At 40.8% G+C, this 15,940-nt stretch carries 12 protein-coding genes, 1 tRNA gene and 1 other RNA gene; 7 read left to right on the plus strand and 7 right to left on the minus strand.

The annotated features are described in order from the left end of the window. The first annotated feature begins 579 nt into the window (after positions 1-579). A complete protein-coding gene (locus tag ACTJKC_RS23090; protein ID WP_440795713.1) occupies positions 580-1,314 on the plus strand; it encodes a helix-turn-helix transcriptional regulator in 735 nt (244 codons plus the stop codon). Between the two features lie 40 nt (positions 1,315-1,354). After that, positions 1,355-1,759, plus strand: a complete 405-nt coding sequence (locus tag ACTJKC_RS23095; RefSeq protein WP_440795715.1) for a VOC family protein — start codon at positions 1,355-1,357, stop codon at positions 1,757-1,759. Positions 1,760-1,865: 106 nt separating this feature from the next. Here ACTJKC_RS23095 and ACTJKC_RS23100 read toward each other — a convergent pair whose 3' ends face one another. The 3 genes from ACTJKC_RS23100 to ACTJKC_RS23110 all read right to left on the minus strand — a co-directional run bounded on the left by ACTJKC_RS23100 (position 1,866) and on the right by ACTJKC_RS23110 (position 3,853). Next, on the minus strand, positions 1,866-2,567 hold the full coding sequence (locus tag ACTJKC_RS23100) for a hypothetical protein (RefSeq protein WP_440795717.1): 702 nt from the start codon (positions 2,565-2,567) through the stop codon (positions 1,866-1,868). A 31-nt stretch (positions 2,568-2,598) separates the two neighbouring features. Continuing rightward, the gene (locus ACTJKC_RS23105) at positions 2,599-3,282 is read right to left on the minus strand and encodes a hypothetical protein (protein WP_440795719.1); all 684 of its coding nucleotides are present in this window, start codon (positions 3,280-3,282) and stop codon (positions 2,599-2,601) included. Between the two features lie 172 nt (positions 3,283-3,454). Beyond that, positions 3,455-3,853: a VOC family protein gene (locus tag ACTJKC_RS23110; RefSeq protein WP_440795720.1), complete on the minus strand. Its 399-nt coding sequence runs from the start codon at positions 3,851-3,853 to the stop codon at positions 3,455-3,457. Between the two features lie 273 nt (positions 3,854-4,126). Here ACTJKC_RS23110 and ACTJKC_RS23115 point away from each other — a divergent pair, with 273 nt between their 5' ends. Next, positions 4,127-5,953: an ABC transporter ATP-binding protein gene (locus tag ACTJKC_RS23115; RefSeq protein WP_440795721.1), complete on the plus strand. Its 1,827-nt coding sequence runs from the start codon at positions 4,127-4,129 to the stop codon at positions 5,951-5,953. 57 nt (positions 5,954-6,010) lie between these two features. Here ACTJKC_RS23115 and ACTJKC_RS23120 read toward each other — a convergent pair. Further along, a tRNA-Lys gene (locus ACTJKC_RS23120) sits at positions 6,011-6,083 on the minus strand. Between the two features lie 183 nt (positions 6,084-6,266). Here ACTJKC_RS23120 and ACTJKC_RS23125 point away from each other — a divergent pair. The 3 genes from ACTJKC_RS23125 to ACTJKC_RS23135 all read left to right on the plus strand — a co-directional run bounded on the left by ACTJKC_RS23125 (position 6,267) and on the right by ACTJKC_RS23135 (position 9,414). Further along, positions 6,267-7,385, plus strand: coding sequence for a formylglycine-generating enzyme family protein (locus ACTJKC_RS23125; RefSeq protein ID WP_440795723.1), 1,119 nt, complete (start codon positions 6,267-6,269; stop codon positions 7,383-7,385). Between the two features lie 93 nt (positions 7,386-7,478). Further along, positions 7,479-8,765: a sugar MFS transporter gene (locus ACTJKC_RS23130; protein ID WP_440795725.1), complete on the plus strand. Its 1,287-nt coding sequence runs from the start codon at positions 7,479-7,481 to the stop codon at positions 8,763-8,765. A gap of 142 nt (positions 8,766-8,907) precedes the next feature. After that, positions 8,908-9,414, plus strand: coding sequence for a D-glycero-alpha-D-manno-heptose-1,7-bisphosphate 7-phosphatase (locus ACTJKC_RS23135; RefSeq protein WP_440795727.1), 507 nt, complete (start codon positions 8,908-8,910; stop codon positions 9,412-9,414). 393 nt (positions 9,415-9,807) lie between these two features. On the opposite strand, the gene ACTJKC_RS23140 is transcribed toward ACTJKC_RS23135, so the two are convergent. The 3 genes from ACTJKC_RS23140 to ffs form a co-directional block, all read right to left on the minus strand. Next, positions 9,808-10,080 (minus strand): hypothetical protein, encoded by a 273-nt coding sequence (locus tag ACTJKC_RS23140; protein WP_440795728.1) that lies wholly within the window; start codon positions 10,078-10,080, stop codon positions 9,808-9,810. Between the two features lie 89 nt (positions 10,081-10,169). Further along, the gene (gene fsa, locus ACTJKC_RS23145) at positions 10,170-10,829 is read right to left on the minus strand and encodes a fructose-6-phosphate aldolase (RefSeq protein WP_440795730.1); all 660 of its coding nucleotides are present in this window, start codon (positions 10,827-10,829) and stop codon (positions 10,170-10,172) included. Positions 10,830-10,919: 90 nt separating this feature from the next. After that, positions 10,920-11,019, minus strand: an RNA gene (gene ffs / locus ACTJKC_RS23150) — signal recognition particle sRNA small type. 421 nt (positions 11,020-11,440) lie between these two features. Here ffs and gltB point away from each other — a divergent pair. Next, on the plus strand, positions 11,441-15,940 hold the full coding sequence (gltB, locus tag ACTJKC_RS23155; protein WP_440795732.1) for a glutamate synthase large subunit: 4,500 nt from the start codon (positions 11,441-11,443) through the stop codon (positions 15,938-15,940).

The raw sequence follows: 15,940 nt of genomic DNA on the forward strand, positions 1-15,940 counted from the left end.
AATCATATCAAAATACAGTGAAATATACTCACCGAAGACTGAAATATACTTATCGAAGACTGAATTAGTATCTCGCAAGACTCAAATCATATCAAAATACAGTGAAATATACTCACCGAAGACTGAAATATACTCATCGAAGACTGAATTAGTTAACCTGTGCTCTGTGGCTAAAAAATTTAAAATAAGCTGATCATTTTGGAGCGCAGTTGCGGTGCTAGTCGGTGCCGGTAGTCCCGCTTTCCTTCCTGCCCCGATGAAGAATCGGGGGCATCCATCCAATCGGGGCTAAGAACTATGGTTTGTGTCATTAAAAGCGACCATTGTTAAATAAACCTGATAGAGCAGGTTAGCCCGGATACCGATTCTTCATCGGGGGAGGACTAACAGCGATAGCAGGGCTGCTACCCCCCATAAAACACTGACATTCGTTTCCAAAAAATAATGCGATAACCATGCCTTTTAAAAATGCACTACAGTTAAATGCGGTAGCCTATATAAAATCTCCGCGTTAACCTGTACATCTGTGGCTAACAAAACCCAGCCCTTTCGTATATTTAACCACGCATTCCTAACCCCATGAGCATCCACACCGATATGAAAAGGCTTAGCCGACTAAGCGCCATTTTACTGCAATTGCAAACCAAAAGACTGGTAAATGCAAACGATCTGGCAGAAAAGTTTGCTGTAAGTGTGCGCACCATTTACCGCGACATCAGGGTATTGGAACAAACGGGTGTGCCCATCGCCAGTATAGAAGGCAAAGGTTATGCACTGGCCGAAGGTTATAAAATCCCTCCGGTCATGTTTACCGAACAGGAAGCCAATGCCTTAATCACGGCTCAGCAATTAATTAACCTGAATAAAGACAGCTCACTGATTGATGCCTATAAAACAGCGGTAGACAAGGTAAAAGCCGTGCTGAACTACACTGTAAAAGATAAAGTTGAACTGCTCTCGAAACGCGTCGCCGTGAGTCCGGCAAGCCTTGAGCAGCCTACCAGCAGTTCCTTAACCGCAATCCAGAATGCACTCACCAGTTTTACCGTGTTACGTATGAGTTACAGGGCAGAGGTTAAAAACGACAGTTCGGAAAGGTTGATTGAGCCTTTTGCTTTTTATTACAGCATGCAGCAACACTGGACGCTAATTGCCTTTTGCAGACTGAGAAATGATTTCAGAATGTTTCGTTTAGATAGGATAGAAGCAGTTTACCCAACCGATTTTAAGTTTGCCCCGCATCAGCTCAGTCTGCAGGAATATTTACAGGAAAAAGAAAAAAACTTTACGGCCCCTGACAAACAGTTGTCATAAGCACCCAATACCTTCGTTGCACAATTAAAATTAATTAGCAATGAATTTAATATCAACCCGCATCATTACCGCTCAGGTAGAGGTACTCATTAGTTTTTACGAACAGGTAACTGGCCTTACAGCCACCAGGTTCACACCCGATTTTGCAGAACTGAAAACCAAAACCGCTACTTTGGCCATTGGCAGCACCCGGACTCTACAGTTTTTTGGCGGCGACAGCGTTGCCCAACCTGCGCAGAACCGCACCGTAATTATCGAATTCAGGGTTGATGATGTGCAGCTACTTTTTGAAAAGTTAGCCGTTTCCCTGAAAAGCTATATTGTGCAGGAACCCACCCTCATGCCCTGGGGCAATCAATCTTTATTATTAAGAGATCCTGACGGCAACCTGGTCAACCTTTTTACTCCGGTTACGCCAGAGGCTGTTGAGAAGTTTCGGGGGTAGTTAAAACTGATATGTTTCAGGGATGAAATAAAAAGGGGCTGTTCGAAAATAATCGGACAGCCCCTGGTTTTCCTTATTAATAATTTATAACCGGAATAATATTACCTTAAAACGGATACGAATAGAGTGTGGTGTTGCTTTTAATGTCTTTTGCAACGCTGTAACTACCATATCCATAACCAAGATTGCGATTTGTTAGGTTATACACAATAAAATCGAAATTAATATTAGAAGGCAACCTGAATGATACAAATCCGTTAGCGTCCGTTACGCCTTTAAGGGCTGAAGAACTGATTATTTCTGCAACATTACCAGAGTTGAGTTTAATGTCGTTAACCGGATAAGCAACCACACCCACGTTTCTTAACGGCGTTCTGTAATCGCTGGTGGATATCAGCGTAAGGTTTAAAACGCCTGAAAAGTCAGAAACTTTAGTGCTCTTCTTTTTATCCGTATTGGCAACAACCTGAACAAATTCATTAATACGGTACCTCAACTGATTAACAATTGCAGTATCGGCAGTTACAAGATAATTTTTGGGTAACAGCTCAGAGAAATTAGCTACGCCATTCTGATCTGTACTTATCGTACTAATTAATGCATTTGGAGTTGGATAGCTTGTATTTAAACTGATTTGCGCATCGTATAACGAAACTTTAATCCCGGCTAAACCTTTCCCTGCATCATCTACGAGTTTATAACTCAATTTGCCAGAATTTACACCATCAACTAATTTAACGTTGGTAATCTTCTTACAGGAGAGTGCTAAAATAAACAGCCCCAACAGGGCCATAATTTTACATTTCATATTCTATAAAATAAGCGCGGTTTCGATTAAACTATGGTTGATATATAGTCATTGAATAGTTAACCGTGGCATCTTTTTGTACCGATACGCTACTATTATAGTTGTAAGAAGCATTGTTAACCGTGTTATAAAGGTAAATTGAATACTGCTTATTTGAAGGGATTTTGAAAGTGATTAAACCTGCATCGTTGGTAACGCCCGAAAAATCGGCAACTTTTAAATTGGCAGCCGTAGTTGATGCATAATTGAATTTATTTGACGGAATTACAATCACACCTATGTTTTTTAAAGCCTGATTATTATTGTAGGATCTAACGCTAAGCGCAAATGTTCCTGAATAATCTGTTACTTTGGTTTCTTTAGCTTTAACAGCACCCGTAAGCACCTGAACATATTCCTGAACCATATATGCTACATTATTTACCTTTGCAGAATCAGCAACGAGCATATAATTATTTGGATTAAGGTCTCCAAAGTCGGCCAAACCATTTGGATCTGTTAAACGTGTTTCTAAAAGGACGTTGTAATTTGAATAATAGGCATCCGTACGGTCAAATAAAGATACTTTTACATTTGGCAATCCTTTTCCGGCACCATCAGTTAACCTATAGGTAAGTTTTCCGCTGGTTGAAACGGTCACATCAACATTAGTAGTTTTTTTGCAGGACATAAAAGCTGCAACAAGAAGAATGAAGAGGGTTAATTTTGATTTCATATTTATTTTATTTTGGGCGCAAATATAGAATAATGATTGAGCACTTATTAAATATTTTTTCCAATTAAAAAAGAAGACAAATAGTGATTTGATAATCAGGGGAATTAGAAAATTACAAGCAGAATGAAATGCCCGGAATTTAAGCGAAATGTCTCTATATCCTTACCCCATATCACATATTATCCATTAAAATTACATTGAATTTATGCCCGTCGGGATCTGTAAAAGTAAAGCCATAATAATTGGCTTCATCTCTTTGTACTTCCTTTACGATGGTACCTCCTGCATTTTTAACCTTATCGGCAAATTCATTTACTTCTGCTTCAGTTTCTGCTGATAGGGTGAAGACAATTTCGTTGTTCGATATAGGTCCCGGTGCTAAAAATTCATCTATTGTGGAGCCCTGTTGAAAAAAATGGATCACAAAATGATCTGCACCAAAAAGAAAACTGGCCAATTGAGGTGCATTGTTTGGTCCATAAGGGCTGAAGCCCAAAGCCGTATAAAACTGATTGCTGCGCTGAGCATCTTTTACGCTGTAATTTGCCCAGATTTTTGTTTTTGCATTCATATCGATGTTTTTTATTAAAGATGATCTCAAAATTATCGTTTAAATCAGAAATACATCAGGTGCAGGGGTGACATTTTACAGGGCTGTTTGTGCCAGAAAAAGCTAGGTCAGGATATTTTAGGAAAGTTAAATAAACAACGCGTTTAACCTGCTTAAATTTCTGAAGATACTTAAAGTATTTTTGATGCTGATCCGTCTTCACTATCACAATCCTTTTTAATGTTACAATTGGCAACAAAGAAGGAAATATATCTCAAAGATCAACATAAAATAATGGCTAGAAAACAGTTAAACAGTGGAAATGCTCCGGGCGTGGAATTAGCAAAAGCAAAAATAACCAGAGAAAGTTTGGGCAATGTTGCCCGCCTGCTTACTTATTTAAAACCCTATCGCGGCAAATTCGTTGCCGCATTGTTTTTTCTCTTTTTATCGAGTTTGGTTGGACTGGCCTTTCCATCTTTTATCGGTGCTTTAATTGATACTGCACAGGGTAAACACACCAATAGTTACCTGCCTGGCACCATACAGGGTATTTTAATGTTAGCTTTCGCAGTATTGGCATTGCAGGCGGTGGTGTCTTATTTTAGAATCTTATGGTTTGTGAATGTAGCAGAACGCTCCCTGGCCGACATCAGGCGCGATACTTACTTCAAACTGATCACCCTGCCTATGAATTTCTTCTCCAACCGCAGGGTAGGCGAGCTGAACAGCAGAATCTCTGCTGACCTTTCTCAGGTTCAGGATACCTTAACCACAACCATTGCAGAAATGTTGCGGCAGCTTGTGTTATTTGTAGGCGGGATTGTTTTTATGGCCATCATCTCGAAAAAACTGGTTTTTGCCCTGCTGTTGGTTTTACCGGTGATGATTGTGTTTGCGGTACTTTTTGGCAAGTTTATTAAAAAGATTTCGCGCCAGGCGCAGGATAAAATGGCCGAATCAAACAGTATTGTTGAAGAAACCTTATCTGGCATTTCGAATGTAAAAGCTTTTGTTAACGAAGCATTTGAAGCCACACGTTACAAAAACACCATCCGCCAGGTAGCTGATATTGCCATCAAAGGCGCGAAATACAGGGGCATGTTTGTTTCTTTTATTGTACTCTGCGTTTTTGGAAGCGTGCTGGGAGTGATTGGTTATGGTTGTGTACTGGTCAGTCAGCACGAAATAACCTTTGGCGAACTTCTAAAGTTCTCATTATACGCGATGTTCCTCGGCAGTTCGCTGGGAAGTTTCCCCGAACTTTTTGCCAACCTGCAAAAGGCTGTTGGGGCCAGCGAAAGGGTACTGGAGATATTGGGAGAACATGGAGAGCAGGTATCTATAACAGAAAAGGATAATGCGGTAAAACAAAAGATAACAGGTAATCTCGCTTTCAACCACATTAATTTTGCCTATCCTTCAAGGCCGGAAGTTGAAGTGTTAAACCAGGTATCATTTGAGGCCAAAGCCGGACAAAAAATAGCGATAGTGGGCCCAAGTGGTTCGGGTAAATCGACCACTGCAGGATTGATCCTGCAATTTTACCATCCGCAGAGCGGTGAAATATTGTTCGATGGCAAACCAGCCTCGGCCTATTCGCTTACGGATATAAGGAACCAGATCGCGATTGTGCCGCAGGATGTGATGTTATTTGGCGGAACGATATTGGAAAACATTGCTTATGGCAAGTTAACAGCCACCAAAGCAGAAATTATAGAGGCCGCTAAACGGGCAAATGCTCATGATTTTATCAGTGCATTTCCTGAAAGTTACGAAACCGTAGTTGGAGAACGTGGGGTAAAACTATCAGGCGGACAGCGTCAGCGCATTGCCATTGCCCGCGCACTGTTAAAAAACCCGTCTATTTTAATTTTAGACGAAGCCACATCCTCGCTCGATTCTGAATCGGAACGTTTGGTACAGGAAGCCCTTGAAGAATTAATGAGCGGCCGCACCTCTATCATCATCGCCCACCGTTTATCAACCATTCGTGAAGCAGACAGAATCCTGGTAATGGAAAAGGGGCAGATTATTGAATCGGGTACGCATCAGGAACTGATGAGGAGTGAGCAGGGTTTGTATAGGTATTTGAGCGGCTTACAGTTTGAGGTGCAGTAGTAAAGGCTAAAAACAAAAATGGGAAAGAACTCGATTTCTCTAGTCTTTCCCATCTTGTGATCCCGCTGGGATTCGAACCCAGGACCACTACATTAAAAGTGTAATGCTCTACCAGCTGAGCTACGGAATCTACTTTGTTTAAAAACGTTGTGCGTTTCCTTTAAAGTGGTGCAAATATAGGGTTATGATGTATTTCATGCAAATAAAAAATCACCAAATCCCTTACTGTATTGATTTATAGGCGAATTAATTATTTGCCTTCTGTTTTTTAAATAGATTTGATATTTTTATCGCTCCATATTTAATCGCTGCCATGTATAAAACTCTTTCGTTCCTGTTTTTTTTGCCGCTTCTCTTTACATATTCATGCAAATCCAATCGTGTTAAAGAAGAAGAAAAGGCTAAACACCGGCAGGATTCACTGGCTTCCTGCGAAAAGAACATGCCCAGCCGTTTTGGTGCCGTAAAAGATTCTTCCAGTTTTGCTTCCAATAAAGTCAGTCACGAAGGCATGGTTTTAATACCTGCAGGCCAATTTGCAATGGGGGCTTCTGATAAAGAGGGCAGGGATGATGAATATCCTCAGCACAAGGTTAAACTGGCTTCATTTTGGATCGATGTAACCGAAGTAACCAATGGCGATTTTAAAAAATTTGTGGATGCAACGGGTTACAAAACCACAGCCGAGCGCAAGCCGGATTGGGAAGAAATGAAGAAACAACTTCCGGCAGGTACACCGAAACCACCCGATAGCGTTTTTGTGGCTGCATCATTGGTTTTTTATCAACCCAAAAGCATCACTTCTTTAAACGATGCCTCACAATGGTGGCGCTGGGTTAAAGGTGCCGACTGGAAACATCCGCATGGCCCTAAAAGCGATATCAAAGGAAAAGAGAACTATCCGGTGGTACATGTTTCATGGGATGATGCCATGGCTTATTGCAAATGGTCGGGCAAACGTTTACCTACCGAAGCTGAGTGGGAATATGCTGCCAGAGGTGCATTAAAAGACCAGAAATACCCATGGGGAAATGAGGATATCGAAAAAGGCAAAGCTAAAGCCAATACCTGGCAAGGCAGTTTCCCGATTAAAAATACCAGTTGGGATGGCCACAACGGATTAGCGGCCGTAAAACAGTTTAAAGCTAACGGATACGGATTGTACGATATGGCCGGCAATGTATGGGAGTGGTGCAGCGATTGGTACAGGCCCGATTATTATGCTACGTTTCAGGGCATAAGCAATAATCCTCAGGGACCATCAGACAGTTATGACCCAATGGAGCCTACCGTACCCAAAAAAGTGGTAAGGGGAGGTTCATTTATGTGCAACGCCTCTTATTGCAAAGGATACCGGGTAACTTCGAGAATGAAAACCTCTACCGATACCGGCCTGGAACACACGGGTTTCAGGTGCGTAAGTTCCAATTAACAATAAATTTAAAATCACGCAAACGTTTGCACAATACATAATTAGATTTTATTGTTTAGTTTGGCCGTATCAATTTAAACCGAACCAAACTTTATGCAACAAACCACAAAACCGGGCCAAACGCAGGGGCCGAAGCCATTAATTATCATCTGTGCTTTATTTTTTATTTTTGGCTTTGTAACCTGGGCAAACGGAACATTAATCCCATTTTTTAAATTATCTTTCGGCTTATCAAATTTACAGGCGTTCTTTGTAACCTTTGCCTCGTATATGGCTTATTTCTTTTTAGCCTTACCATCATCCTGGATCCTTAAAAAAGTAGGCTTCAAAAATGGTATTGTTTTAGGCTTAGTAATTCTGGGTTTAGGTTCTTTAATATTTATACCTGCAGCATCAACACGTACTTTTGGCTTATTTCTGACCGGTATTTTTGTACAGGGCGCTGCACTGGCCTTGCTTCAAACCGCCTCTAATCCTTATTTAACTATCATTGGCCCCATAGAAAGTGCGGCAAAAAGGATCAGTATTGCGGGGATCTGTAATAAATTTGCCGGAATGATTGTTCCATTAATCATGGGCAGTTTGTTCCTTAAAAATGCTTCTGAAGTGGAAAAACAAATTAAAGCAGCTACAGGAGCAGTGCACGAACAACTTTTAAACGACGTTTTAGGACGTGTAAATATGCCATATATTGTTCTGGCAATCGTTTTTAGCCTCTTTGCTGTTTTCATCAAGTTCACTAACCTTCCGGAAGTTGAAGTAGAAGAAGATGTAATTGACGAAACCAAGGGGGAAGTGATAAAACACAAAAGCATTTTCCAGTTTCCACATTTATTCTTGGGCGCACTTTGTATTTTTGTTTATGTAGGCGCAGAGGTAATGGCGGGCGATATTATAGGGATTTATGGTCGCGAGTTAGGCATTAGCACAGAAATTAGCGGAAAATTAACCTCGATTACCCTTTTTAGTATGTTAATTGGTTATATTATTGGTATCGTTACCATTCCAAAGTATATATCTCAACAAAAAGCCCTTAGAATTTGTGCGATTTTAGGAATCATATTTACGGTTTTATCTTTCGCCATTTCGAGTTGGTTCGCGGTTATTTTTGTGGCCTTATTGGGTTTGGCAAATTCGTTAATGTGGCCGGCAATTTTCCCGCTGGGGATTAGTCATCTAGGGAAATTTACCAAAATTGGTTCAGCCATTATGGTGATGGGTATTGCTGGCGGCGCGATTATGCCTTTATTGTATGCATTTTTAAATGAAAAATTACACGTTCACTTCCAATTGGCCTACCTGTTAACCGTTTTGCCTTGTTACCTTTATATTTTGTTCTTTGCTATAAAAGGCCATAAAGCCGGACTAAAGTTAAAATAACCAAAACCAAATAAATTTTATGATTAAGCCCGGTCTATAATTAGATTGGGCTTTCTTTTGTGCTTAATTTTCAGTTATTTTGGCGAAATTATAAATGAGGTCTGAATCTCATATCTCAAATCACAATACTCATATTTCAATAATGAACAAAGCTATTTTCCTCGATCGCGACGGTGTACTTAACCACGAAATTTACGATTACATCTGCCGTGTAGAAGATTTTAAAATATTAGATTACCAGATCCCTGTACTCAAAAAGTTCTTCGACGAAGGCTATCTGCTAATCGTAATTACCAACCAGGGCGGCATTGCCTTGAAACGTTATACCGAACAGGAACTGGCCATTATGCACCAGATGTTAAGGAATGCTTTTGTTGCCAAAGGAGCAGATATTGCCGGTTTTTACTATTGTCCACACCACCCAACCGTTGGCGGCGAATGCAAATGCAGAAAACCAGCCTCCGGAATGATTCTCGATGCCATCGACATGTACGACATCGATCCGGCACAATCTGTAATGATCGGCGATAAACCACGTGATGTTGAAGCCGCAAACGGGGCAGGAGTGAAGGGAATCCTGATCGAACCTGATGAGCAGATCAGCTATGAGAAAGTGAAAGAAGTCCTCAGTCGTGAGTCTTTAGTCTAGAGTCTCCTTTTAGGGTGCATAAAAAAAATCTAAGATCAGAGTTATAATGATTTATGAATCAAGACTATTATTGAGTATAACATGATTTGGGCGTTTTAACACGCTGTACACTATATCTTTTTCGCTGTCCTTCGACTAGGCTCTCCACAGGAGTCCTTTGGACAGGGTGACAGCCAAAAAGGATGCCGTTTCCATCGTTAACGCAGAATAACGCGATGACTTACGAAGTTTAGAAAGGAAATAAGCGAGTAAATAACTTGGTAAGTCAGAAGCTTCTGAAATCTATACGGCTTTTCCTCTCCTAATACTTACGAAATCCTTCCATGCACTTGCCCATTAAGATTTCGTAAGATGTCCTGGCCATCTAGACCTGATTGAAATGGCATTCCGGTCTTAACAACTATCAATATCACGCTGAACACTCACCGGAATACAATGTAAAGCAGGACTGTTGTAACCGATAAGCACTGTAACTGCTCTCCAAAAAAGAATATGTATGAGGGAAAACGTAATATGGATGATGTAACCTGCAATTTGCCCATCAACCATACTCCATCTCACATCATCCATAAAATCTTCATCGTCAAAAAGGATGTAATACGGAAGAATTATGATGGATGATGTAATCTGCAATTCGCCCATCATCCATTTTCCATCCCACATCATCCATAAAAAAAAAGACTTAAGCTATTTAACTTAAGTCTTTTTTTTGTTACGCGTCCGGAACTCATCACTCCAAGCTCCTTACTCCAAACTTACTTACCCGCTGCCTTAGCATGATCTGCTAAGAAAGTAGCTAAACCGCTATCGGTTAAAGGGTGTTTCAATAAGCCAACAATTGCAGCCAAAGGAGCAGTAATTACATCAGCTCCCAATTTAGCACAGTTTACAATGTGCAGTGGTCCGCGGATTGAAGCCGCTAAAATCTGAGTTTCGTAACCGTAGTTATCAAAAATAGTTCTGATATCTTCGATCAATACCAAACCATCACTCGAAATATCATCCAAACGACCTAAAAACGGAGAAACATAAGTAGCCCCAGCTTTTGCAGCCACTAAAGCCTGTCCGGCAGAGAAAATTAAAGTACAGTTGGTTTTGATTCCTTTTGATGAGAAATACTTAATGGCTTTAACACCATCTTTAATCATCGGAACTTTAACCACAATTTTAGGGTTTAAAGCTGCTAAAGCTTCACCTTCTTTAACAATCTCGTCGAAAGTGGTCGAAATTACTTCTGCACTCACGTTATCATCAACGATATCGCAAATTGCTTTATAATGGTTAATTACATTTTCATCGCCGGTAATACCTTCTTTAGCCATTAAGCTAGGATTGGTGGTTACACCGTCTAAAATGCCAAGATCTTGCGCCTCTTTGATTTGATCAAGATTTGCTGTGTCAATAAAAAATTTCATGCTGATAAATTCTTAAAATGATTATTAGGTTCTGTTGCAAGAACCCCTGAAGAATTTAATATCCCCCCTTCAGGGGGTTAGGGGGTAAAAAAAGGGCAAGCACCTTCTATCGCACCGCTACAACCTTCTACCCTTGCTATGTTCCCATCCTGGGGGAGTTCAAAGGGAGCTGGTCGTAAAAGACTTGCCCGGCCACAAAGGTAGAAAAAGAAGTTGTTTCACGAAATGCATTTTTCTATTTTTTTTGTCATTTAAGCTATGTTGCTGATTAGTAAATTAATAAATTTTAATTGTGTATTTTTAGAAAGGTAAGAAATCATCAAATAGCCTTGATAATTATAGAAGTATTCATTTATAAACATATAATTCATATATAAATGAATAAATAAAACGTTTTAGCCTGAATTTTGAGTAAAAAAGCTTAATAATTGTACGATATTGTCATTATTAAAATAATAATTATTGATAGGTATTATTAAAAATATTTTAATTTAAACACTATAAATTACATAAGGACTAAAATTTTTCCAAAAAACGTATCAACTCTGTAATTTTAAATTTGTTTTTCGTATCTTAGTGTTTCCTATATACTAACAACTAACGAGCAAAGAATGGAACCAAACAGTGGATTGTACGATGCGCAATTTGAACACGATGCCTGCGGTATTGGGTTCGTTGCACATGTGAAAGGGCGAAAATCGCATCAAATCATCTCTGATGCACTTACTATTTTAGAAAACCTGGATCATAGAGGGGCAAGCGGAGCAGAACCGAATACCGGCGATGGTGCAGGTATTATGATTCAGATTCCGCACGAATTTTTTTATGACGAATGTTTAAAAGCTGGCTTTAGCTTACCAGAAACCAATAATTATGGTGTGGGTATGTTATTTATGCCAAAGGATATCAGATCCAGGGAAGAGTGCAGAGAATTGATTTATCGCGCTGCCGAAAAATTAGGCCTTGAAATTTTAGGTTTCAGAAAGGTTGATGTAGATACTACTGATATCGGTAGCATGGCCCTTTCGGTTGAACCGGAAATTGAGCAGGTATTTATTGCACGCCCTTATGCGGTGGCGCCTGGTGCCGATTTCGAACGCAAACTCTACATTTTCAAAAACTACCTGATTAAACTGATCGTGAATACCGTTCACGGTGGTAAAGATTTTTATATCGTTTCGCTTTCTGCGCAAACCATTATATATAAAGGTCAGCTTACCTCATTACAGGTACGTACATATTTTAACGACCTTACCGATAAACGCGTGGTTTCTGCGCTGGGTTTGGTACACTCACGTTTCGCAACCAATACTTTCCCGTCGTGGAGATTGGCCCAGCCATTCCGCTTTATTGCGCACAATGGTGAAATCAATACCTTACAGGGAAATTTAAACTGGTTCAGGGCAGGTGTTAAATCTTTTGCCTCTGCATATTTTACACCAGAAGAACTGGATATGTTATTGCCGGTAATCGACGAAACGAACTCTGATTCTGGCTGTCTGGATAACGTAATCGAATTATTGCTTCATGCAGGTAGAACTTTGCCTCACGTATTGATGATGCTGGTTCCGGAGGCATGGGATGGTAATGAGGATATGGATCCTGTTAAAAAGGCTTTCTACGAATTCCACGCTACTTTAATGGAGCCATGGGACGGACCTGCAGCCATTGCTTTTACCGATGGTAAACTAATCGGTGCAACTTTAGATCGTAACGGATTACGTCCTTCGCGTTATGCCATTACTTCTGATGACCGCGTTATTATGGGCTCTGAAGCTGGTGCGTTAGCCATTGATCAGAGTACAGTGATCGAAAAAGGCCGTTTAACCCCGGGCAAAATGTTCGTAGTGGATATGGAGCAGGGCAGAATCATCAGCGACAACGAAATTAAACAACAGGTTTGTGGCAAAAGTCCTTATGCCGACTGGATCAATCAATACCAGATCCGTTTGGAAGAACTGCCTGAGCCACGTGTAATGTTCACAGGCCTGTCAGAAGAATCTATTTTTAAATACCAGCAGGTTTTTGGTTACAGCAGGGAAGATGTAGATCTTTTGCTTAAACCAATGGCCATCGAAGCCAAAGAGCCGATCGGTTCAATGGGTACCGATACCCCTCTGGCTATATTATCAAAACGTCCTCAGCATTTATCTTCTTATTTTAAACAGTTATTTGCTCAGGTAACCAACCCGCCAATTGATCCGATCCGCGAGAAAGTGGTGATGAGTTTGGCCAGTTTTATGGGCAGCATGGGTAACTTGCTGGATGAAACACCAAAACAGGCGCACTGTGTAGCCATTAAACACCCGATTTTAACCAATCAGGAACTGGAGAAATTGAGAAGTATCGATACCGGTGTTTTCCAGGCGAAAACTTTACAGACTTATTTCAGGGCTGATGGTAAACCTGGCGCTATGGCAAAAGCTTTAGACCGTTTGTGCCGTTATGCAGTTGATGCTGTTGAAGATGGTTTCCAGGTAATTGTGTTAACCGACAGGGCAATCGATTCGGAGCATGCTGCAATGCCTTCTCTATTAGCAGTTTCAGCAGTACACCATCACTTAATCCGTAAAGGTTACCGTGGTGCGGTAGGTATTGTAATCGAGGCCGGCGATATCTGGGAGGTGCATCACTTTGCTACTTTATTAGGCTTCGGTGTTACCGCGATCAATCCTTATTTAGCTTTAGAAACCATTAATGGTTTCCAGCAAGAATCTGGTTTATCAGCAGAGCAGTTAACCAAAAACTACATTTATGCGGTAAATAGCGGTTTGCTTAAAATCTTCTCTAAAATGGGAATCTCAACCTTACAATCATACCAGGGTGCGCAGATTTTCGAGATTTTAGGTCTGGATAAAAAAGTGGTGAATACTTATTTCACAGGTGCGGTTTCGCGCATCGGTGGTTTAGGTTTAGATGAAATTGCAAAAGAAACCTTAATTAAACACCACCGCAGTTTTGGTCCGTTAACGCAGACCGAAAACTTATTGCCTGCTGGTGGAACTTATAAATTCCGTCGTAAAGGTGAAGCGCATTTGTTTAATCCGCAAACCATTCACTTATTGCAGAATGCTACGCGTAAAAACGATTACAACATATTTAAACAATACTCCAAACTGGTAAATGAGCAAACACAACAGGCTTATACCATCCGTGGATTGTTCGAATTTAACTATAGCCGTCCGTCTGTTCCTTTAAATGAGGTAGAATCTACCGAGGCGATCTTAAAAAGATTTGCAACAGGAGCAATGTCATTCGGTTCCATTTCGCATGAAGCTCACTCAACCTTAGCCATTGCCATGAACCGCATCGGCGGAAAAAGCAATACCGGAGAGGGTGGTGAAGACGAAATGCGTTATACTAAATTGCCAAATGGTGATAGCATGCGTTCGGCCATTAAACAAGTGGCTTCTGCACGTTTTGGTGTAACCAGCTATTATTTAACCAATGCCGACGAGTTACAGATTAAAATGGCTCAGGGTGCTAAACCCGGAGAGGGTGGCCAGTTACCCGGACACAAAGTGGATGACTGGATTGCAAAAGTTCGTCACTCTACACCAGGTGTGGGTTTAATTTCTCCGCCACCTCACCATGATATTTATTCGATTGAAGATTTGGCTCAGCTGATTTTCGATTTAAAAAATGCCAACCGTGAAGCAAGAATTAATGTAAAACTGGTTTCGAAAGCAGGAGTTGGTACCATTGCAGCGGGTGTAGCGAAAGCACATGCGGATGTGATTCTGGTATCAGGTTTTGATGGTGGTACCGGAGCATCTCCGCTAACGTCTATTCAGCACGCAGGCTTACCTTGGGAGCTTGGATTGGCAGAAGCGCATCAGACTTTGGTGAAAAACAAATTACGTAACCGTATCGTGTTACAAACAGATGGTCAGCTTAAAACAGGTAGAGATATCGCTATCGCTGCTTTATTAGGTGCCGAAGAATGGGGTGTGGCTACTGCAGCCTTAGTAACTTCGGGTTGTATCATGATGCGTAAATGCCACCTAAATACCTGTCCGGTTGGTGTGGCTACGCAAGATCCGGAATTAAGAAAATTATTCACCGGTGATGCTGATCACGTCGTAAATTTATTTTACTTCCTTGCTGAAGAATTGCGTGAGATTATGGCTGAATTAGGTTTCAGGACTATCCACGAAATGATCGGCCAGGCTGATATTTTAAAAGTACGCGAATTGCCTGCTGAAGACTGGAAATTAAAACACCTCGATTTATCGGCTATTTTATACAAAGCTGAAGACAATGGCCTTCCGCTGTTCAATACCGAAGGTCAGGATCATGGTTTAGATCATGTGTTAGATCATAAATTAATTGCCGCTGCACAACCAGCTATTGACAATAACGAGCCTGTTTTCGCAAGTTTCGAGGTTAAAAATACCGACCGTGCATTAGGTACCATGTTATCAAACGAGATTTCGAAAGTACATTTGGGTGCAGGCTTACCTCCGGATACCATCAACTTTAAGTTTGTGGGTTCAGCCGGACAAAGTTTCGGAGCTTTCAACACCCGCGGGGTAACTTTATCGTTAGAAGGTGAAGCGAATGATTACGTAGGTAAAGGATTATCAGGAGCAAGATTGGCCATTTATCCTTTCTCAAATTCAACTTTTATACCGGAGCAAAATATCATTATCGGTAACGTAGCCCTTTATGGTGCAACTTCTGGTGAATTATTTGCCCGTGGTAAAGCCGGTGAGCGTTTTGCAGTACGTAACTCTGGTGCAACTGCGGTTGTAGAAGGAGTGGGCGATCACGGTTGCGAATATATGACGGGTGGTGAAGTGCTTATTCTTGGCGATACCGGAAGTAATTTTGCTGCCGGGATGAGTGGCGGTGTGGCCTGGATTTATGATGCCAACGGAACTTTTGCACGCAAATGCAACAAAGAAATGGTCGATTTAGATCCATTACAAGCTGAAGATGAAGAACGTATTTTAGCATTACTTAAAACACATATCCGCTTAACAGATAGCAGGGTTGCTGAATTCATCTTAAGTGATTGGAAAACACAATCCGCTCATTTTGTAAAAGTATTCCCTAAAGAATACAAAGCGGTTTTAAGCAAACGTAATCAACAAGTAAAAACACACTAG

The sequence above is a fragment of the Pedobacter sp. 22226 genome (genome assembly GCF_052045455.1).
Classification (GTDB): Bacteria; Bacteroidota; Bacteroidia; order Sphingobacteriales; family Sphingobacteriaceae; genus Pedobacter; species Pedobacter jeongneungensis.